This window comes from Methanoregula sp., from assembly GCF_003170075.1.
Lineage (GTDB): Archaea > Halobacteriota > Methanomicrobia > Methanomicrobiales > Methanospirillaceae > Methanoregula.
Genome location: NZ_PMZU01000074.1, coordinates 1 through 18,473 on the forward strand (window position 1 = coordinate 1; position 18,473 = coordinate 18,473).

17 protein-coding genes are annotated in these 18,473 nt (G+C 58.6%); 15 read left to right on the forward strand and 2 right to left on the reverse strand.

What is annotated here, in order from left to right; all coding sequences use genetic code 11:
• Nucleotides 1–447: 447 nt before the first annotated feature.
• From QZN75_RS09585 to aroC, 8 genes are read left to right on the forward strand one after another with little or no spacing between them, the layout of a single operon-like run.
• Nucleotides 448–1,239 (forward strand): 2-amino-3,7-dideoxy-D-threo-hept-6-ulosonate synthase, encoded by a 792-nt coding sequence (locus QZN75_RS09585; RefSeq protein WP_292427960.1) that lies wholly within the window; start codon nucleotides 448–450, stop codon nucleotides 1,237–1,239.
• Between the two features lie 13 nt (nucleotides 1,240–1,252).
• Complete coding sequence (locus QZN75_RS09590) at nucleotides 1,253–2,035, forward strand: 2-amino-3,7-dideoxy-D-threo-hept-6-ulosonate synthase (RefSeq protein WP_292427964.1); 783 nt, start codon at nucleotides 1,253–1,255, stop codon at nucleotides 2,033–2,035.
• A 1-nt stretch (nucleotide 2,036) separates the two neighbouring features.
• A complete protein-coding gene (locus QZN75_RS09595) occupies nucleotides 2,037–3,029 on the forward strand; it encodes a 3-dehydroquinate synthase II (RefSeq protein WP_292427967.1) in 993 nt (330 codons plus the stop codon).
• A 2-nt stretch (nucleotides 3,030–3,031) separates the two neighbouring features.
• Nucleotides 3,032–3,856, forward strand: a complete 825-nt coding sequence (locus tag QZN75_RS09600) for a prephenate dehydrogenase/arogenate dehydrogenase family protein (protein WP_292427970.1) — start codon at nucleotides 3,032–3,034, stop codon at nucleotides 3,854–3,856.
• The gene (locus QZN75_RS09605) at nucleotides 3,853–4,641 is read left to right on the forward strand and encodes a prephenate dehydratase domain-containing protein (RefSeq protein WP_292427973.1); all 789 of its coding nucleotides are present in this window, start codon (nucleotides 3,853–3,855) and stop codon (nucleotides 4,639–4,641) included. The genes QZN75_RS09600 and QZN75_RS09605 overlap by 4 nt, the downstream gene beginning before the upstream one ends.
• Nucleotides 4,641–5,906 (forward strand): 3-phosphoshikimate 1-carboxyvinyltransferase, encoded by a 1,266-nt coding sequence (gene aroA, locus QZN75_RS09610; protein WP_292427976.1) that lies wholly within the window; start codon nucleotides 4,641–4,643, stop codon nucleotides 5,904–5,906. Before QZN75_RS09605 ends, aroA begins: the two co-directional genes overlap by 1 nt.
• A complete protein-coding gene (aroE, locus tag QZN75_RS09615; protein WP_292427980.1) occupies nucleotides 5,903–7,291 on the forward strand; it encodes a shikimate dehydrogenase in 1,389 nt (462 codons plus the stop codon). Before aroA ends, aroE begins: the two co-directional genes overlap by 4 nt.
• Nucleotides 7,288–8,274, forward strand: coding sequence for a chorismate synthase (aroC, locus tag QZN75_RS09620; RefSeq protein WP_292427983.1), 987 nt, complete (start codon nucleotides 7,288–7,290; stop codon nucleotides 8,272–8,274). The genes aroE and aroC overlap by 4 nt, the downstream gene beginning before the upstream one ends.
• 30 nt (nucleotides 8,275–8,304) lie before the next feature.
• Here aroC and QZN75_RS09625 read toward each other — a convergent pair whose 3' ends face one another.
• Nucleotides 8,305–8,928, reverse strand: coding sequence for a type I 3-dehydroquinate dehydratase (locus QZN75_RS09625; RefSeq protein ID WP_292427986.1), 624 nt, complete (start codon nucleotides 8,926–8,928; stop codon nucleotides 8,305–8,307).
• Nucleotides 8,929–9,046: 118 nt separating this feature from the next.
• On the opposite strand from QZN75_RS09625, the gene QZN75_RS09630 reads away from it, so the two are divergent.
• The 3 genes from QZN75_RS09630 (at nucleotide 9,047) to tpiA (ending at nucleotide 13,019) form a co-directional block, all read left to right on the forward strand.
• Nucleotides 9,047–9,583 (forward strand): hypothetical protein, encoded by a 537-nt coding sequence (locus QZN75_RS09630; protein WP_292427989.1) that lies wholly within the window; start codon nucleotides 9,047–9,049, stop codon nucleotides 9,581–9,583.
• A gap of 13 nt (nucleotides 9,584–9,596) precedes the next feature.
• A complete protein-coding gene (locus QZN75_RS09635; protein ID WP_292427991.1) occupies nucleotides 9,597–12,263 on the forward strand; it encodes a U32 family peptidase in 2,667 nt (888 codons plus the stop codon).
• A gap of 87 nt (nucleotides 12,264–12,350) precedes the next feature.
• Nucleotides 12,351–13,019 (forward strand): triose-phosphate isomerase, encoded by a 669-nt coding sequence (gene tpiA, locus QZN75_RS09640; protein WP_292427993.1) that lies wholly within the window; start codon nucleotides 12,351–12,353, stop codon nucleotides 13,017–13,019.
• A 304-nt stretch (nucleotides 13,020–13,323) separates the two neighbouring features.
• Here tpiA and QZN75_RS09645 read toward each other — a convergent pair whose 3' ends face one another.
• The gene (locus QZN75_RS09645; protein WP_292427997.1) at nucleotides 13,324–13,878 is read right to left on the reverse strand and encodes a CBS domain-containing protein; all 555 of its coding nucleotides are present in this window, start codon (nucleotides 13,876–13,878) and stop codon (nucleotides 13,324–13,326) included.
• 1,135 nt (nucleotides 13,879–15,013) lie between these two features.
• Here QZN75_RS09645 and QZN75_RS09650 point away from each other — a divergent pair.
• The 4 genes from QZN75_RS09650 to QZN75_RS09665 are packed head-to-tail and all read left to right on the forward strand — an operon-like array spanning nucleotide 15,014 to nucleotide 18,332.
• A complete protein-coding gene (locus QZN75_RS09650; RefSeq protein WP_292428001.1) occupies nucleotides 15,014–15,853 on the forward strand; it encodes a RimK-like ATPgrasp N-terminal domain-containing protein in 840 nt (279 codons plus the stop codon).
• Nucleotides 15,850–16,722 (forward strand): RimK family alpha-L-glutamate ligase, encoded by an 873-nt coding sequence (locus tag QZN75_RS09655; RefSeq protein WP_292428004.1) that lies wholly within the window; start codon nucleotides 15,850–15,852, stop codon nucleotides 16,720–16,722. Before QZN75_RS09650 ends, QZN75_RS09655 begins: the two co-directional genes overlap by 4 nt.
• Before the next feature lie 45 nt (nucleotides 16,723–16,767).
• Entirely contained in the window at nucleotides 16,768–17,223 is a 456-nt protein-coding gene (locus QZN75_RS09660; protein WP_292428074.1) for a YkgJ family cysteine cluster protein, read from the forward strand.
• A complete protein-coding gene (locus QZN75_RS09665; RefSeq protein WP_292428006.1) occupies nucleotides 17,220–18,332 on the forward strand; it encodes a glutamate-cysteine ligase family protein in 1,113 nt (370 codons plus the stop codon). The genes QZN75_RS09660 and QZN75_RS09665 overlap by 4 nt, the downstream gene beginning before the upstream one ends.
• Nucleotides 18,333–18,473 lie beyond the last annotated feature (141 nt).

An 18,473-nucleotide genomic window follows, 5' to 3' on the forward strand; every position in this document is an offset into this window, starting at 1 on the left:
ACAAAGTATTTTGGTGTTTTATTAGGGGATAATTATTTTCTTAATTTTTCTCAATCACAATAGAATTTTGTACAGTGCTTGTAGAAATGTCCGAAACACCCGCGTGAGATGGCTCTCTCATTTTCCATACCTCCCCCCACCATGCTACACATTAGCACACACAATTATATACCCCCAGCTCCAACCAATAACCATGCAGGAAGAGTGCAACAGCGCCCGTGAGGGTTTTTTCCCTCGTGAATGTCTTTATCTCTGAAAGCGCAGCACCCGTCCGCAGCATCAGTAATGTCATTTCTGAAAAAGTAAACGCGAGGAGCATTGGCTATCGCGTTTTTGGCTATTTTAGCTTCTTTAGCTATTTCGGTTTCAGGTATTATCCCTGGTACCGGTAATTCCCTTCACAACTGATCTCAATTGTTTCAGGCCTTGAAGGGGGAGTTGTTGATTATGAGAGGTAAAGAAATTCGTCTGGAAAGAATCATGAACCGGAATACGAAAAAGACCGTAATCGTACCGATGGATCACGGGGTCTCGAACGGGCCGATTGCCGGCCTGATCGACATGGGCCAGACCGTGAACCTGGTCGCGGACGGCGGGGCCAATGCCGTGATCGGCCACGTGGGCCTCGCCCTCTATGGCCACCGTCAGGGAGGGCGGGACATCGGGCTCATCCTGCACCTGTCGGCCTCCACCTCACTTGGCCCGGACCCGAACGAGAAGGTGCTCGTGAACTCGGTGACAAACGCCCTCAAGATGGGCGCCGACGCGGTCTCGATGCATGTCAATATCGGGGCCGAGTCCGAGGCCCGGATGCTCTCCGATCTCGGGCACGTGGCGGTCGAGTGCATGGAGTGGGGGATGCCGCTCCTTGCGATGATGTACCCGCGGGGGAAGAACATAAAAAAGGAGAACGATGTCGACCAGGTGAAACTCGCCGCCCGGGTGGCAGCCGAGCTTGGCGCCGATATCGTGAAAACCGTGTACACCGGCGACCCGGAGTCCTTCCGCGAAGTGACCCGGGGCTGCCCGGTGCCGGTCGTGGTCGCCGGAGGTTCAAAGACGGATGACCGCACAACATTGGAATTAATTGAAGGCGCGATGGCAGGCGGGGCGGCCGGTATCTCGATCGGCCGGAACGCCTTCCAGCACCGGACGCCGGACAAGTTCGTCCGGGCAGCGGCATGTATCGTACACCAGAACAAAAGTGCCGAGGACGCACTCAAAGTCCTCGAAGGGTAGTAAGGTGGCAATCATGATTGGAAAAGAGATCAGGATCGAACGGATCATCGACAGGAACACCGGCCGCGCCGTGATCATCCCGATGGACCACGGGTTTTCCATGGGACAGATCGACGGCCTGCTGGACATGACAAAAGTCATCACTGACGTAAGCGAAGGCGGGGCAAACGCGATCGTGCTCCACAAAGGCATGGTCAAACGGGGACACCGGCGGCACGGCCGGGACATCGGGCTTTTCGTGCACCTCTCGGGCAGCACCTCGCTCAACCCGGACCCGAACGACAAGGTACAGGTCTGCTCCGTGGAAGAAGCCATCGCGCTCGGGGCCGATGCAGTCTCCATCCACATCAACCTCGGGGCCCCGAACGAGTCGAAGATGCTCGAGACCGGGGCAAAGATTGTCCGGGACTGCAACCGCTGGGGGATGCCGCTCCTTGTGATGATCTACCCGAGGGGAAAAGGCATCGACCCGGCCTCGCCGCAGACCATCGGGCAGTGTGTCCGGGTCGCAGAAGAACTCGGCGCCGACATGATCAAGACCAGCTACCCGGGCAATCCCGAAGCATTTGCTCGGATCACGAAAGCCTGCTCGGTGCCGGTATTTGTCGCTGGCGGCGAAAAGATCAGCGATCTTGAGTCGCTCGAAATGATCAGGGACGCGGTCGGAGCCGGAGGGGCAGGCGTCTGCATGGGAAGGAACGCCTTCCAGCGCACTGACACCCCGGCGTTTGTCCGGGCCGTCTGCCGTGTTGTGCACCAGAACGTCGACCCGAAAAAGGCGCTGGAGCAGCCGTAACATGAAGCAGTTCTGGGTGGACGCCCGCCCGTGGAACAAGGAATGCGTGACGACAGCGATCGAGAGCGGCGCGGATGCCATTGTCGCCGACCGGGCAGAGGACGTAAAACGGCTCGGCCGGATCACGACCGTTGCACCGGATGGCGACCTTAAGCCCGGAACCGATGTCATTGAATGCAGCATCACGGACAAGGCAAGCGAGAACGACGCGGCAATGAAAGGAAAGAACCGGATCGTCATCGTCACCACAAGTGACTGGACGGTCATCCCGCTCGAGAACCTTGTCGCCCAGTCCGACCGGATCATCGCGACCGTGAAGGACGTGCACGAGGCAGAACTCGCGCTTCACGTCCTTGAAAAGGGCGTCTGGGGGATTCTCTTAAAGACCTCCGACCCGTCCGTGGTAAAAGCGGTCGCAGCGCTCATCAAAAACCAGGCCGGCACCGTCAGCCTCGTCCCGTTTACCGTGACAAAGATCCAGCCGGTGGGCATGGGCGACCGGGTCTGCGTGGACACCTGCTCGATGCTGGTGGACGGCGACGGCATGCTGATGGGTAATACCTCATCTGCCATGCTCCTTGTCCACGCCGAGACGCTGGAGAACCCGTACGTCGCGCCCCGCCCGTTCCGGGTGAACGCCGGCGCGGTGCACGCGTATATCCTGCTTCCTGACGGGAAGACCGCGTACCTTTCTGATCTCTCCATCGGAGGACAGGTACTCGTCTCTGACAGCCACGGTGCAGCCCGTTCCGCGATCGTGGGCAGGACCAAGATCGAGCGCAGGCCCCTGCTGCTCGTCGAGGCGAAGGCAGAAGCCGGTGGCGCAAAGGCGAGCCTCATCCTCCAGAACGCGGAGACGATCCGGCTGGTCACGCCAAACGGGAATGCCATCTCGGTCGTGAACCTCTCGGCCGGCGACCGGATCCTCGGCTGTACGCTTGAAGGCGGCAGGCACTTTGGCATGCCGGTCAAAGAGACGATTTGCGAGAAGTGAGCATGAAGGCAGGCATCATCGGCGGGACCGGAAAGATGGGGCAGCTTTTTGCCCCGGTCTTTGAGCGGGCCGGTTACGAAGTACTCGTCTCGGGCAGATCAACAGCACTCACGAATGAAAAACTTGCAGATACCTGCGACCTCGTGATCGTCTCGGTCCCTATCCGGGACACGGTCAGGGTCATCGGCGGGATCGCGCCGCTCATGAGGGAGGACCAGCTGCTCTGCGATTTTACCTCGCTCAAAGTCGGACCGGTTGCCGCCATGCTCCGGTCAAAGGCGGAAGTAATCGGGCTCCACCCGATGTTCGGGCCGACGGTCTCGTCAATCTCGGGCCAGACCATCGTTGTGTGCCCGGCCCGCACGACCGATGCGGCGCTCAGCAACTTAACCGCAGTCTTTACCCGCGAAGGTGCCGTCTGTACGATAACAACACCGGAGGAGCACGACCGGATGATGGCCGTCGTGCAGGGGCTCACCCACTTTGTCACGATCTGCATGGCCGACTCCATCCGCAGGATGGGCATCGATATACAAAAAACCGAGGAGTTCATGAGCCCGGTCTACCAGATCGAACTCGGGCTTGTCGGCAGGCTGCTTTCGCAGGACCCCGCACTCTACGCCGACATTCTCCAGCAGAACCCCTTCGTGCCCGAAGTGATTGCCGCGTGCCGGTCGGCCGCGGGCGAACTCTCGGAGATCGTTACGCGAGGCGACCCGGAGGCTTTCAGGGATTTCTTTTCCCGGGACACCCGGCACCTTGGCGCCTATTGCGAACGGGGGCAGGACCTCACCGACGCCCTGATCGAGTGCATGGTGAAGAAATGACGGTCATCACGCTCGGCCCCGAAGGGACTTTCTCCCACGAGATTGCGATAAAACTCGGGTGCGACCCGGTCGTCCTCGAACCAACCATCCACAGCATCTTCGCAGGAGTGGTGGCGGGCACTGGCGACGGCATTGTCCCGATCGAGAACTCCGAGGCTGGGGGAGTGGGAGAAACCCTCGATGGTCTTATGGTGTACCCCCTCTCGATCACTGCGGAGATGTACATGCCGATCCATCACCACCTCGCCTCCCTCGTCCCGCTTGACAAAATCCGGGTGATCTATGTCCACCCACAGACCCACGAACAGTGCAGCGGGTACATCGAACACTGGAAGGTCCCGGTGATCCATACGAGCAGTAACGCATCAAGTGCCATCGAAGCAAAAAAGACCCCGAACGCCGGGGCGATCATCTCGTCATCGGCAGCCGTGATCTACCGCATGCCCATCGTTGCAGAACATGTCGAGAACAACCCGGAGAACACGACCCGGTTTGTGCGGATCAGTAAAAACTCCGGTCCCGATTGCCGGCCCGGCAAGTGCAGCATCCTCATCGACCCGGACACCGACCGGGCCGGGCTCCTCTACGATCTCCTTGGGGTCTTTGCCCGGCGGGGGATCAACCTCACCCGGATCGAGTCGCGACCGTCAAAGCGGGGCATGGGAAAATACGTATTCTTCCTTGATTATGCCATAAACGGGTGCACAGATGAGGCACTCCGCGAACTTGAAGCGATAACCACGGTCCGGAAACTGGGGTGCTACCCGAGAATTGAGGTACCATAATGATCGTCACCCTTCCCCAGCGGCACGGTATTGATCTTACCGTGGCCGCCCCGCCGTCCAAGAGTTTCACGCACCGGGCCCTCATCGCAGCAGCGCTTGCCCGGGGCACGAGTACGATCATCCACCCGCTTATTGCCGACGACACGAAGCTCACGATGGCCGCGCTCCGCCGGCTCGGCGTTCACCTTGAGGCAGGGGCCCATAGCGTGACCATCGAAGGTTGCGACGGTGCGTTCTCCTGCCCGCCGGGCACAGTGCTCGATCTTGACAACTCCGGTACATCCCTGCGCCTGCTCACCTCGGCGGCATTGCTTTCCGATCACCCGGTCACCCTTACCGGTAGTACACGGATGCAGGAACGGCCGGTCGGGCCGCTTGCCGATGCGCTTGTCGCCCTCGGTGGGCGGATCTCGTTTGAACAGAAAACGGATTTTCCCCCCATAACAGTCCGCGGCAGGCTGGAAGGCGGGAATGCCACGATCGACGGCTCGGCCAGCAGCCAGTTCGCCTCGTCGATCCTGATGGCCGCACCCTATGCACAGCACGAGGTCACGCTTTCGATCACGGGGACACCCGCATCACAGTCCTACCTCGACATTACAGCCGGCGTCATGACCGATTTCGGCGCCGTGATCCGGCGCGAAGGGTATACTCAGTTCCAGATCAGCAACCAGAACCGGTACACCGGCCACACGTACGTCATCGAAGGTGACTATTCATCGGCCTCGTACTTCTTTGCGCTCGCAGCGATCTGCGGCGGCAGGGTAGCGGTTACGGGCCTCAACCCGGACTCCGTGCAGGGCGACCGGCTCTTTCTCGATGCACTCCAGGAGATGGGCTGCCAGGTCACGTACGCCCACGACGGTGTCACGATCGAACACGAGGGTTCCCTTGCCGGGATCACCATAGACATGTCCTCGGCACCCGACACAGTCCAGACGCTCTGCATGGTGGCGGCGGTGGCAAAGACCCCGACCGTAATCACCGGCATCGGCCACCTGAAGTACAAGGAGAGCGATAGGCTCGCAGTCACCGTGGAACGCCTGCGGCAGCTCGGCGGGATTGCAAATACTGACGACGACCGGATCATCATCCAGCCGGCCACCCTCCATGGCGGCACCATCGACCCGGCAAACGACCACCGGACCGCGATGAGTTTTGCCGTCCTCGGTCTTGGGATCGGTGGCGTCTCGATCACCGGCGCTGAGTGCGTGAACAAGTCTTTCCCCGGTTTCTGGGATGCAATCAAGGATGTGATGGGATGAGACGGATTGTGCTTTTCGGTTATCGCGGGACCGGCAAGACGGCGATTGGTACCATCCTTGCCCGCGGTTTAAACGTGCCGTTTCTTGACACCGACACTCTCATCGAACAGGAAAGCGGCCGCACGATCCCCGATATCTTCCGTGATGACGGAGAGGAGCGGTTCCGGGCGCTGGAACGCGACGTGATCGCCACGCTGCCTGCCCGCGACATTGTCATCGGCACCGGGGGCGGTGTCGTGATGGACCCCGTCAACATGGAGCACCTTCGGGCTGCAAGCGTGTGCGTGCTGCTGACTTCAGACCTCGCAACAATCGGCAGACGGCTTGCCCGGGCCCCCCGCCCGCCGCTCACGAACCTTCCCCAAAACGAAGAGATTGCGCAGGTGATTACCAGTCGGCGACGGCAATACGCCGCATCGGCGGACTTCTGCGTGGACACGAGCCGTACATCGACAAAAGAAGCGGCGGACCGGATCCTTTCCCTTCTCGAAAAGGGTGTCGTCCCTGCCCCGGAGCGGGCAGCCGCGTTCCGGTGGTTTGCGGCCGGCCCCCTCCCGGCACCTGAACATGCACGGCTCGAAGCCCTGCTTACCGGCCCGGACCGGGACGTGCAGACACGGTTCCTCGGTGTCGCCGGCTTCCCCTGCAGCCACAGCAAAAGCCCCCTGCTCTTCAACCGGCTCTTCAAACGGTACGATCTCAACTACCATTATACCCGATTCGAGGACCCGTCGATCAGGACCATCATGCAGGTTGCCCACGATATCGATGCAAAAGGACTCTCGGTGACAATCCCCTTCAAAAAGGACGTGATGGCCTGTCTCGATGAGATCGATGAGGCGGCACAGCAGATCGGTGCGGTCAACACGGTGGTCTTTTCCTGCGGGATCGCCAGAGGCTACAACACGGACTGGCTTGGCATACAAAAACCGCTTGCCGGCCATAAAGGCGACCGTGCGGTGCTGCTCGGCGCGGGAGGAGTCGCGGCGGCGGCTGCCTACGCGCTTACAGATCTCGACATGGAGGTCACGATCTTAAACAGGACGCCACAGAAAGCGCAGGAGCTTGCGGAGCATTCAGGCTGCCGCTGGAAATCATGGGATGCTTTTTCCGGGATCAACCCGGACCTGGTCGTAAACGCGACGTCGATTGGTATGCAGCCGGACACAGGAAACCCGCTGCGGGACGATCAGCTAAAAAAGGAGATGACCGTATTTGATCTTGTGTACACACCTCCGGTCACCCCCCTGATCGCGGCCGCACGAAAAGCCGGCTGCACAACCATCACCGGTACCGAGGTCTTTATCCACCAGGCACGGGAGCAGTTCCGGCTCTTCTTTGGGATCGATGTGCCCGATACGGCGATTAGGGAGATACTGGCATGAACACCTTTGGCAGAAATTTTGCAGTCACCACGTTTGGCGAGAGCCATGGCCCGGCTGTCGGCGCTGTTATTGACGGATGCCCGGCGCGGCTCGAACTTTGTGCAACAGATATCCAGCCTCTGCTCGACCGGCGCCGGCCGGGTACGTCCCCGTTGACATCAGCACGGAGCGAGACCGACACGGTTGAGATCCTATCCGGAGTATTCGAAGGAAAGACAACCGGCGCGCCCGTCGCGCTCCTGGTGAGAAATCGGGACATACAGTCCAAAGATTACGAGACGATCAGGGAGAAATTCCGGCCCGGCCACGCGGATTTTACGTACCAGGAAAAGTACGGCATCCGTGACCACCGGGGCGGCGGCCGGAGCTCAGGCAGGGAGACGGTCGGCCGGGTCGCAGCCGGGGCCGTGGCGATGAAGTACCTTGCGATAAAAGAAGTCGCCGTCACCGGGAAAATCCTCGAAGTGCACGGCAAAACCGCCCCGCATGAGATCGGGCAGGAGATCCTCGCAGCAAAAAAGGCGGGAGACTCCGTGGGTGGCATTGTGGAGATCACGGCAACCGGCTGCCCGGCAGGGCTTGGCGACCCGGTCTTCGGCAAGCTTGATGCGGCGATCGCCGGCGCCATGATGGGGATCGGTGCGGTCAAAGGCGTGGAGATCGGCGATGGGTTTGCCGTTGCCGGAAAGTTCGGGAGCGAGAACAACGACCCGATGACAGCGACCGGATTCTCAAGCAACCACGCGGGCGGCATCCTCGGCGGGATCTCGTCCGGGCAGGACATCGTCGTGCGCATCGCGATAAAACCGACGCCGTCCATCGCAAAAGTCCAGCAGACCCGGGATATTCACGGGAATGTCGTGGCAATCACGGTCGGGGGCCGGCACGATCCCTGTATCGTGCCCCGGATCCTCCCGGTGGCAGAAGCGATGCTCGCGCTCGTGCTCATCGACGCGGTGCTGGAGCAGGAAAAATATCGGTAAATCCATTTTTCCACCCGACGGGTCCCGGCGTCAGGTCAGAAGTTTTGCCAGTGTCACGAACTCTTCGACCGAGTACTGCCCGACTGCGGTCGGCACACCGGTGTGGCAGTACACAAACTCCGAGCCAAAGAGCGGGAGGATCGCCCGGGCGTACCGGAACTGTGCTCCCATGACACCGGTGCAGATCGGTTTTTTTGCCGCACGGGTAAATGCGATGAGATCGATAAGGTCATCTTCGTTGTTGGGGATGACGACTATTTTCGGGATGTCGCCATACGATCGGAGTTCCTGTTCCAGCATAAAAAGAACATGGAGCGGCATCATCTGCGCCGCATGGTGCGAGGCAATGATCGTTTTTCCCGCCGCTTTTACCGGTGCTGCCTGCTTTGCAAACTTCTGCTCGACATCCACGTAGTCCACGAGCGGGATGACCGGCGCGATCTTTTTTGCCCATTCCTCCGGGCTCCCGAAGTACCGGCCGCCTTCCTGTGCGGAGCGGAACGTGGCGATGATCGGGAGGGGACTCGTCATTCTGCACTGTTGCACTACCTCCACCGGATTACCATCCATCAGGTCGAAGCGGAGCTCGATGATATCTGCACCCTGTGCGAGAGCGGCCTGTGCGGGATCTGTCAGGGAAGCAACGATCTGCATGTACGTGACGGTTGGCCGCGAGGCCACAAAAAGATACGCCCACCCGGGAATCATTTGACCGGGATTTCTTTTTAAGGATACCGGTTTATCCCCTTCCGGGTAGAAGATATCCCCGGATATGGAACATGCGGCAGTTCTGGCAGCGCTCCGGCTCGTCTGCGGGGCGCTCGGATGGTGTGTCCTTCTTGCACTTGTCCTGCCGATTGTTTCTGCATACCTGCTTGGCCTGTCCTTTGTCTCCGCCTTTGCTCTGATTACGAGTGCATTTCTGATCGAGTACGGAGCGGTACCGATCGGGATCGGCCTTGGCCTCCCTTCCCTTTATGTCCTCTGTGCGGCTATCAGCATCGAGGCCGGGATCTTCCTTGGGATCTATGGCATTATTGATACCTTTGGGCAGACCTCAAAACGGGTTGCCGGGTTCCTGGAAAAGACAAAAACAATCGCGGGCCGCTCCAGGATATTCAGCCGGTACGGCATCCTCGGCCTTTTCCCCTGCGAGATCCTCATAGGTGTGTATGTATGTGCGCCGGTTTCCCGGCTGTTCGGCTGGCAGAAGAGCCGGTCGTTCGCGATTACCATGGCCGGCTACTGCGTCGCTGCCACAATGACGACCCTTGCCACCCTCGGCCTGATCCGATTTTTAGTTCCCTGAAAACGGAGTGATTATGTCCAGAAATGCAATGTCCCCGCAGCAAAGAAAAATTCCCGAACTGCTCGCACCCGCCGGGTCAATGGGTGCTTTCCGGGCCGCTGTCGCCGCCGGGGCCGATGCGGTCTACCTGAGTGGGAAACAGTTTGGCGCACGGAAGTTCGCGCAGAACTTTTCCGATGAGGAGATCAGAAAGGCCATCGCGTACGCCCATGCCCGGGGAGTGAGGGTATACGTAACGGTAAACATCCTCATCCACGACCGGGAAATCCCCGGGGTCGCGAAGTATCTTGTCCAGTTATACGCGATGGGTGCCGATGCGGTGCTTGTGCAGGACCCTGCCGTGGCTGTGCTTGCACGGGAGATCGTGCCCGGTCTTGTGCTCCACGCTTCGACCCAGCTCACGATTCATAACGCAGACGGGGTGCGGTGGGCACACGGACTGGGATTCTCCCGGGTGGTGCTTGCACGGGAACTCCCCTTGTCCGAGATTGTGCAGATCGCAAGGGAAACAGAGGATACGGGCGTCGGCCTTGAAGTCTTTGCACATGGGGCTCTCTGCTACAGTTACTCGGGCCAGTGCCTGCTGTCGTCAGTGATAGGCGGCCGGAGCGGGAACCGGGGCATGTGCGCCCAGCCGTGCCGGAAGAAATATTCGCTGGTGACCGCCGATATTGACAAATTCGGTCGGCCGACCGGCGCAAACGAGGTGCCGTTACAGGAACAGTATCTCCTCTCGCCAAAAGATCTCTGTACATACCGCGAGATTCCCCGGCTCGTGAACTCTCCTGTCACATCGTTAAAAATCGAGGGCCGGATGAAGTCCCCGGAGTATGTGGCCATTGTTGTTTCCACGTACCGGCGTGCACTCGATGCGGCAGCCGCAGGCACCTTTGTCCCGGACAAAGCCGTGGAACGCGACCTGGTGCTTGCGTTCAACCGGGAATTCACCCGGGGCTACCTTTTCGGCGACAGGAACGAGAAACTCATGGGCAGGGACCGGCCGGATAACCGGGGACTGCGCATCGGGACGGTTGCCCGTTATGATCATTCCAGAAGGACCGTAACCATATCTCCGAACCAGCCTATCACCCTGCATCCCGGGGACGGGCTTCTCTTTTCCCTCCCGAATCATCCGGCAGCAGCATGGGGATATGCCCTCAACAGCGAACCCGATGTGCAAAAGGAGGGGATCGTGCTTGCCGTCCCCCGCCCGGTGCTGGAAGGCGCCCAGGTCTTTCTTACCTCGTCCCAGGACCTTGCCGCCCGCGCCCGGCAGATCACTGCACAGGCTCCGGCAGACCTGCGTCATCCGGTGCCGGTCGACATGGTCGCATCGGTCGCTGCTGACGGGCACCTGACCCTCGCGGGCACGATCCATCCCCGGGGGAAAGAACCGGTTGCCGTGGAAAATACTTCCGATCTCCATCTCGTTCCTGCCCGTTCCCACCCGCTCTTAAAGGAACAGCTTGCCGCACAGCTGGCAAAAACCGGGGGAACGCCATTTGTTATCGCGGATCTGGCGCTTCTCTATGACGGCACCCTGTTTACCCCGGTCAGCGGGATTAACCGGGTGAGACGGGAATTTTTCGCCCGCGCCGAAGAGATCCTTGTCACCGCATCCCGACCCGGACCTGAAGATGTGAAGGCCGCAGAACTGCGTCTCGGCCGGTTCATTGCGAAATATCCGGCATCCTCATCTCACTCAACACCCATCCCACAAAAAATTCCTGACCGGCGCATAAGTATCTGCCTGTTCGCGGACAGTTATGAATCCGTGGACGCCGGCATCCGTGCCGGGGCAGAAATAATCTGTTTTGAACCCTGCGGGTTCCCGTACCCAAAAGGAAAAGATGCCGATGCGGAAAAGGCCCGGGTTGAGGTCGTGATCCGCTCCGCACTCGAAACCTGCCGGGCACACAATTCCCGCCTCATCTGGAAACTGCCCCGGATCACCCGACAGGCAGAAATTGATGCGATCCGTTCTCTCCTGCCCCGGTTGCATGCGGCAGGCCTTGGTGGGTGCATGGTTGAAAACCCGGGAATCGCCTTCGCTGTGGCAGCGGCTGCACCGGGTCTTACCCTCGCAGGCTCATGTGCGCTCAACGTTTTTAATGCAGAGACCGTCCGGGTTTTTACCCGGCTGCCTTTTGGGATGCTCCTGCTCTCCCCGGAGTTATCCGGAAGTGAGATTGCCGAACTCGTTCGTGCCGTACGTCTGAAGGGGGACGGGCCGAAACTCGCCGTGTTCGTGCAGGGGAATATTGAGACGATGGTAACCGAGGATTGCCTGCGTGCGGTGATAAACAAGTGCCGGCGCACGTCAGGTTCCTGCAAAAATACCCGCTGGCTTGGGATCCGGGACGAAACCGGACATCTGTTCCCGGTACGGATTGACGATGCCTGCCGGAGTCATATTTTCAACGCGGCCGAGACCTGCCTTGTCGATGCGGTACCGGAACTGGTGCAGAGCGGGGTCGATGCGATCGCGATCGATGCCCGGGGGCGGCCAGCAGCGTATGCAGGTGAGATGGTCCGGATCTACCGCGACGCGATCACGCTTGCCGCACAAAAACCCGATGTGCATGTCCGTGATTTTGCAGCACTCAAGGATCGGGTAAAAGCGATCTCGCTGGGGGGCATTACCGCCGGCCACTACACGAGGGGATTAAAAGAGGAATAGTGGAATCCGCCCGCGGGGCCCTCGTACGGGAGCGAAAGGTTGAATGGAACCGGGGTGTAACACCTCAAGCACGAGGAATGATGTAAGATGCCGTCACCCCTGATCCTGGTAAATCTCAAGACGTACAAAGAGGGCACGGGCAACCGCGCCCACCAGATTGCCACCGCTGCACAACTGGTCGCACGTGAGAGCGGTGTGACGATCGGTATCGCGCCCGGGTACATCGATCTCCACCCGCTCTGCCACCATTTCGCAATTCCTGTCTACGCCCAGCATGTGGACGGATATGAACCCGGCGCCCACACCGGCCATATCACGGCCGATGCGCTCAAGGCGGCAGGAGCGGCCGGGTCGCTTATCAACCACTCTGAACGGCGCCTGACCCTTGCGGAGATCGAATCATCGGTCCGGGCACTTCAGACTCACAAGCTCACAGCGGTTATATGTTCGAATAACGAGGTCACGAGCGCCGGTGCCGCGGCGCTTGGCCCGGAATACGTGGCCATCGAACCACCGGAGCTGATCGGGAGCGGTGTCTCGGTCTCAAAGGCAAACCCCGAGATCATAAAACGGTCTGTCGCAGCGGTCCATGCGGTGAACCCGAAGGTCAGGGTCCTCACCGGCGCAGGTATCCAGAGCGGTGAGTGCGTGAAGATTGCCATGGATCTCGGGACTGACGGGGTGCTCCTTGCTTCAAGCGTGGTAAAAGCCACAGATCCGGCCACAGTACTCCGGGATCTCATCTCAAAACTCTAAAAAGGGAAATATTTTTGGGTGCCTGTTTTACTTAAGGAAGAGGTACCAGAAACCTACGACGACCACGAACAGTACAACCCCTATTCCGATAACCGTTGCACTGCTGATATCTGTGGGCTCTGTTTCTTCTGCCATATGACAAAACCCCTGGTGTGGCATCAACCACAACAAGAATTTCTCTTTTATAATACTTTATATATGCTTTGATCAGTTTGGCAGAATATCCCCTGAAAAACGCAGAACGGTGCAAAACAGGGGCGGTTCCCGTGCCTCACACTCCCGCGTGGGATCCGGTATCGCACAATCAGACGATAAGCGTGATCAGGTCGTGCTTGGTGATCACACCCTTAACGACCCGCCCCTCGACAACAAGCACCGCGTGATTCTGCTGGAGGATGTTAACCACCGTCTCGACATCCATATCCGGGGGAACCGTGGGAAAGCCGGGCTCCATGAAGTCTTTTACCATGAACAGGTGCGTGTGATGGAGGCGCTGTTGCTCGATCGCTTTTACGATCACTGATTCGGAGATACATCCGACCGGCGCACCCCGCTCGATCACCGGCAGCTGGGAGATGTTGTTCTTTTCGAAGATGTCCACGGCCTGCGAGATACTCGCCTGTGGCAGGACGGAGAGCACCGGCGTGTGCATGATTTGGCCGGCAGTTATTTTCTTTGGTTCGGCATTATTGAGCACCACGATGATCTTGTTTAAGGTGCTGACCCTGGGGTCGACGCTGCCTGCCTCGATCCGCGCCACCATGGACTGGCTGATCCCTGCCCTCTTTGCGATCTCGGTCTGCCTGAGCCCCAGCGATTCGCGGCGGGAACGGAGCTCTTCAGGACTCGGTATGTGCATATGCAATTACTGATAGTGATATTGCAATATCAACTTTAGGATTGTGGTAAAAATGACCCGGGAATTTCATGGGCAACATTTTTTTTGTCAGGAAAGGTGGCCTGCACTGTCGTAGATGAGAACCAGTTTTATGTAATACGAGCACGATGCGGGTGTGGGGGGCGTTGTCTACCCAATCTGAGGAGTTGAGGGTGTGGGAGGGGGACTTAATGCCTCCATATCACCATAAAGAGGGTGTCGCCGCCCCCGAAGAGCGCCCCGGTGGCGGTTCGATTACCTGTCTGCATCCAAAAAGAGAGTTTCGGCTGTTTTCTAAACCCGTAGGCCAGCGCGAAAACCCGACTGGTGTTTTCTCGCGTAATCCCTCATTCACGGGAGGTTCCCCTGCGGCTGGGGCGACAGCCCCAAAGGGGGTTCTCTTCCTGAATAACTGGTTTCATGCCTGGCTCAGCATCTAAACATTTCAAAAAAAGACTGGCTGATTTGAGGATTCCGGAAAATGCCCAGCCCGTTGGGGTATCCCTAGCTCCCTCCACTATACACAAGGGAGGTTACTAACCCCTCGTTTAGATCCACAAAACATGAATTTCGCAGGGTGTCCTCTGCCTGAAGTCTCAGTTTTTCGGCCAGTGTCAGATAAGGAGAGTAGTCCCCTGCCTCATCATGAGGAGGAGCTACCCCCATGATTCCTGAACGAGGAAGCAGTGGGTTCACGCTCATGACCGCCCGGACCGTGCGCGGCATGACCCTGCAAATCCACCCCGTTCCCAACCCCGTGACACCAATTATGAACCGTAGTCATTCCAAGGTATGGTCACGTGCAAAATTCTTTTAAAGCCCTGCACCTATAGAGGAAGATAGAATAATCCACACTCCGTGCTGGATTAGTGTTGAACATGACCGTCAGTGTCAGCAACGACGATGATGATGAAGTGGCTAAACGGTTGGCGTTTTCCCGCTCTTTTGTAATGACACGCTGCAATCGCTATGCGGGTGCAGCGCGTGAGTATATAGATCATGCTTTTGCCCTGTTCATTCATTCTGCCCGGCATTACTGTTCCACGGGCAGGTCTGTACCGGGAATCCCCGGCCCCCGGGGTACCTCTGCGAGGGTGGAAAGCGAGCTGATCTTCGGATGAACGATCGGGAGGGTTACACCCCGCAGCCCGACGACGAGCTGCAGACAGAGAGTCCCATCGCGTCCGGTCCCGCAAACCCCTTCGCCCGGCCGGGTATGAGCCGGCGGGCGTCAGCACGGGCGGCGATGCTTGCCCAGACGCCCGCAAGAGCCGGGACAGGGGGTGGCAACCACACAACCCATGCCCATCTCGTCCCTAAAAAGGAACCGGTGATGACCCGGGATTCGCTTGCCATTGTCACGCGGGACCATGCAACCCATGTCATCGCGGAGGACTACTCGTATAAGACCGAGGCCTACTACACCATCCTTGAGCGTGAACTGGCCGGGGAGGATATCCACCCGTCCAGCCGCAACGTCCTCGACGCATTTGTGGTGCCCATCTGCCTTGAGCGGGCAAAACTCGCCGGCATCCCGGTCATGGAATGGGGCATCTCGCAGGCCTACGTCCCGCTCCCGGCGATCCTCTATGGGCTCAACTACTTTGCGACTGCGTCCGACTTCTTTGTCGTGCAGGACAACGAGCAGGCAAAGGACGTCGTCAAGCATATCACCAACAAGGGCAAGTACCCGTTCTGCTACCAGAAACTCGACGATGACGCAACCATTCATACCTGCACGGCGGTCTTTGGCCGGATCACGGGGAGCTGCTCGGCAATCGGGGGATACGCGGAGAAGATCTACGAACTCTTTTCCATACCGCTCGTGAGCATGGTCTTTGTAAAAACCGGAACCGGGGTCGTGCTCTCGTCGCTTGCTCCCACGCGCTACACCCACCTTACCGAAAAGGAGCGGGCGCTCCTTGCCGCATACCGGGACGAGCAGGAGTTTTTATGAGCAGGCTTGGCATTTTTGTCGACAGGAAAACCCTCTCCAACGCCGAGCAGCTCAGTGCCCTGATCCACTGCCGGGACGTGGCCGAAGGCCGGGGACACAATGTGGAGTTTCTCTTCCCGGTCGACATCAACAAGATCCCGAAAATGGACGCGCTCTTCATCCGTGCCCGGACCGACCCGATGAATATCACGTACGTCGCCGCCCGTATGGCCGACTTTCACGGTATCCCGGTCATCGACGACTCGGATTCCATCCAGATCTGTGGCGACAAGATCAACATGTATTCCCACCTCCAGAAAAAGAACGTCGCGCTCCCAAAAACCGTCTTTCTCTCAAAAAACGACCTGTCGGTCGAACGGGTCTCGCAGCTCTTCGACAGAATGGGGACCCCGCTGATTCTCAAGGAGCCTTCGACCTCGTTCTCGCTCCGGGTCGAAAAGGTCATGGACATCGCCGGTTTCTTCCGGGTCGCCCGGCGGTTCATCAAGATGTCGGACTGGATCGTCGTCCAGCAGTTCGTGGAGAGCACGTACGACTGGCGGGTTGGAGTCCTTGGCAGAAAACTCCTGTACGTCTGCAAGTACACCATCCCCTCGGTAACGTTTAAGATCCAGGCATCCGTGAACGGCCATATCGTGTACTGCGGCGTGGAGAGCATGCCCGAAAGTGCAGTACCGCCCCATGTCATCCAGCTCGGGATCGATGCGGCAGACGCGATCGGAAACGGGCTGTACGGCGTAGATATCAAGAACAACAACGGCGATGCCTGCGTGATCGAGGTAAATGACAACCCGTCGCTTGAGAGCGGCGAGGATGCCTACTACCCCCATGTGTACGAACGGATCGTCGACCACCTTTTTGCAGCGTGATCATATTTGACGGAAAACTGGCCGCTTCGTGCCGAAGCTATCTGTATGAAATGCGGGGGGCGCTGCTGCGATGACGCACATCCCCCCATATCCATGAACTGCCAACAGAGACTGATCACAGCGGGGGTATCCCTGACTGCATTTGAGACCCGTGGCTACCGGCGGCTCCGGACAAATCCTGATCATACCTGCATTCTCATGAATGACAGCATGTGCATGATTCACGCGATAAAACCCGAAACCTGCCGGGCAGGGCCGTTTACCTTCGATGTGGACGGTGACACAATCCGGATCTTCCTAAAGCACGCGTCTATCTGCCCTATCGTAACGCTCTTAAAAGAGGTGCCCGAAGCGTACGGGCAGCAGTACGACCTGGCCATAGAGAATATCACAAATCTCGTCGCACACCTCACGGATGCGGAGATTGACGCAATCAACCGGATCGACGAACCCGACACGGATCTGGTTGTGGCAATTCCCCGGGGACACCGGTTCGTATGACGATTGGAACAGAACACGAATACTCGGTGAACGATGCACATTTTACTGCGCTTCCCGTCTCCGACCAGATCATCAAATCGATCTGCGGGAGTTTTTCAGGCGAGATCCTCTTTGGCGAGGTCAAACTGGGAAAGGAACTCCAGAAAACCGTGCTCGAATTTGTCCCGCGTGTCCCTGCATCCGGCCCTGCGGCGCTGGAATCGATGCTCATGCAGGGGATCCGGAAATTCTACCATATCTTTCCCACTCAGTACCACCTGCTCGGCCTTGGGATGCACCCCACCCTGACGCTCGACCGGACTGCTGTCTGGGATCATGACGAGGGGGAGTACTACGAGGCCTACGACCGTCTCTTTAACATCCGGCAGCACGGGTGGCTCAACATCCAGGCGCTCCAGATCAACCTCTCGTATGCGGGAGAAAAAGACCTGCTCATGCAGTACAACCGGATCCGCACCCTCCTCCCGTATCTTATCGCGCTTACGGCATCTTCCCCTATGGTGGAGGGCCGTCTGACCGGGACAATGGATAACCGGCTTATCTATTACCGGGAGAACCAGAAGGAGATCCCGGCAATCTGCAACGGCATCATCCCGGCGCGGCTCCGGTCGGTGGCGGAGTACCAGATGGCGCAGGAACGGATTTTTTCAGAGCTCCGGGCCCGTCATGCTGGGATCCTCTGCGAGGAATGGCTCAATTCGAGCGGGCTTATCATCCGGTTCTCCCGGGGCTGCCTTGAGATCAAGGCACCGGACGAACAGGAGTGCATCCGCTCCGATATGGCAGTCGCTGCGCTGGTGACCTCACTCCTGCGCTGCCCGACGCTCCCGGTCGAGAGCGACCAGGATGCGCTGCTCGCACTCACGGAAACAGCGATTCAGGACGGCACGGCCGGGCTCCGTCCGGAACTTGAAGCGCTGTACCGCTGTGCATGGCAGAGGGCAAGCGCTGAAGAGCGGCAATATCTCCCCGTTATTGAGAGCAGGATCACGAAAGGCAGCCTTGCCGAACAGATGGCGGAGCGGTACCGTAAGGAAAAAACAATCGAGCCGATCCTTGCCGACATGGCGCACTGCCTCCGGGTGAATAAGCCATACGGCATAGGGTGAGATTTTATCCGGGAACAGGGCCGGATTTTTTCTTTTTTGGATTTTGGAGAATGGAGCCGGCATTTTTCCGAAAACATTTATTTTTCCTAGATTGCGGTGTTTGTTCCGGGAAAGGTGCGGACATTACCGCTTGTCAGAAAA

Bases quoted from the DNA above. Each gene is read 5' to 3' on its own strand.
- aroC (WP_292427983.1), top strand. From the start codon at position 7,288: ATGAACACCTTTGGCAGAAATTTTGCAGTCACCACGTTTGGCGAGAGC.
- QZN75_RS09635 (WP_292427991.1), top strand. From the start codon at position 9,597: ATGTCCAGAAATGCAATGTCCCCGCAGCAAAGAAAAATTCCCGAACTG.
- QZN75_RS09600 (WP_292427970.1), top strand. From the start codon at position 3,032: ATGAAGGCAGGCATCATCGGCGGGACCGGAAAGATGGGGCAGCTTTTT.
- tpiA (WP_292427993.1), top strand. From the start codon at position 12,351: ATGCCGTCACCCCTGATCCTGGTAAATCTCAAGACGTACAAAGAGGGC.
- QZN75_RS09625 (WP_292427986.1), bottom strand. From the start codon at position 8,928: ATGCAGATCGTTGCTTCCCTGACAGATCCCGCACAGGCCGCTCTCGCA.
- QZN75_RS09595 (WP_292427967.1), top strand. From the start codon at position 2,037: ATGAAGCAGTTCTGGGTGGACGCCCGCCCGTGGAACAAGGAATGCGTG.
- QZN75_RS09605 (WP_292427973.1), top strand. From the start codon at position 3,853: ATGACGGTCATCACGCTCGGCCCCGAAGGGACTTTCTCCCACGAGATT.
- QZN75_RS09645 (WP_292427997.1), bottom strand. From the start codon at position 13,878: ATGCACATACCGAGTCCTGAAGAGCTCCGTTCCCGCCGCGAATCGCTG.
- QZN75_RS09655 (WP_292428004.1), top strand. From the start codon at position 15,850: ATGAGCAGGCTTGGCATTTTTGTCGACAGGAAAACCCTCTCCAACGCC.
- QZN75_RS09665 (WP_292428006.1), top strand. From the start codon at position 17,220: ATGACGATTGGAACAGAACACGAATACTCGGTGAACGATGCACATTTT.
- QZN75_RS09650 (WP_292428001.1), top strand. From the start codon at position 15,014: ATGAACGATCGGGAGGGTTACACCCCGCAGCCCGACGACGAGCTGCAG.
- QZN75_RS09585 (WP_292427960.1), top strand. From the start codon at position 448: ATGAGAGGTAAAGAAATTCGTCTGGAAAGAATCATGAACCGGAATACG.
- QZN75_RS09660 (WP_292428074.1), top strand. From the start codon at position 16,768: ATGAAATGCGGGGGGCGCTGCTGCGATGACGCACATCCCCCCATATCC.
- QZN75_RS09630 (WP_292427989.1), top strand. From the start codon at position 9,047: ATGGAACATGCGGCAGTTCTGGCAGCGCTCCGGCTCGTCTGCGGGGCG.
- aroE (WP_292427980.1), top strand. From the start codon at position 5,903: ATGAGACGGATTGTGCTTTTCGGTTATCGCGGGACCGGCAAGACGGCG.
- aroA (WP_292427976.1), top strand. From the start codon at position 4,641: ATGATCGTCACCCTTCCCCAGCGGCACGGTATTGATCTTACCGTGGCC.
- QZN75_RS09590 (WP_292427964.1), top strand. From the start codon at position 1,253: ATGATTGGAAAAGAGATCAGGATCGAACGGATCATCGACAGGAACACC.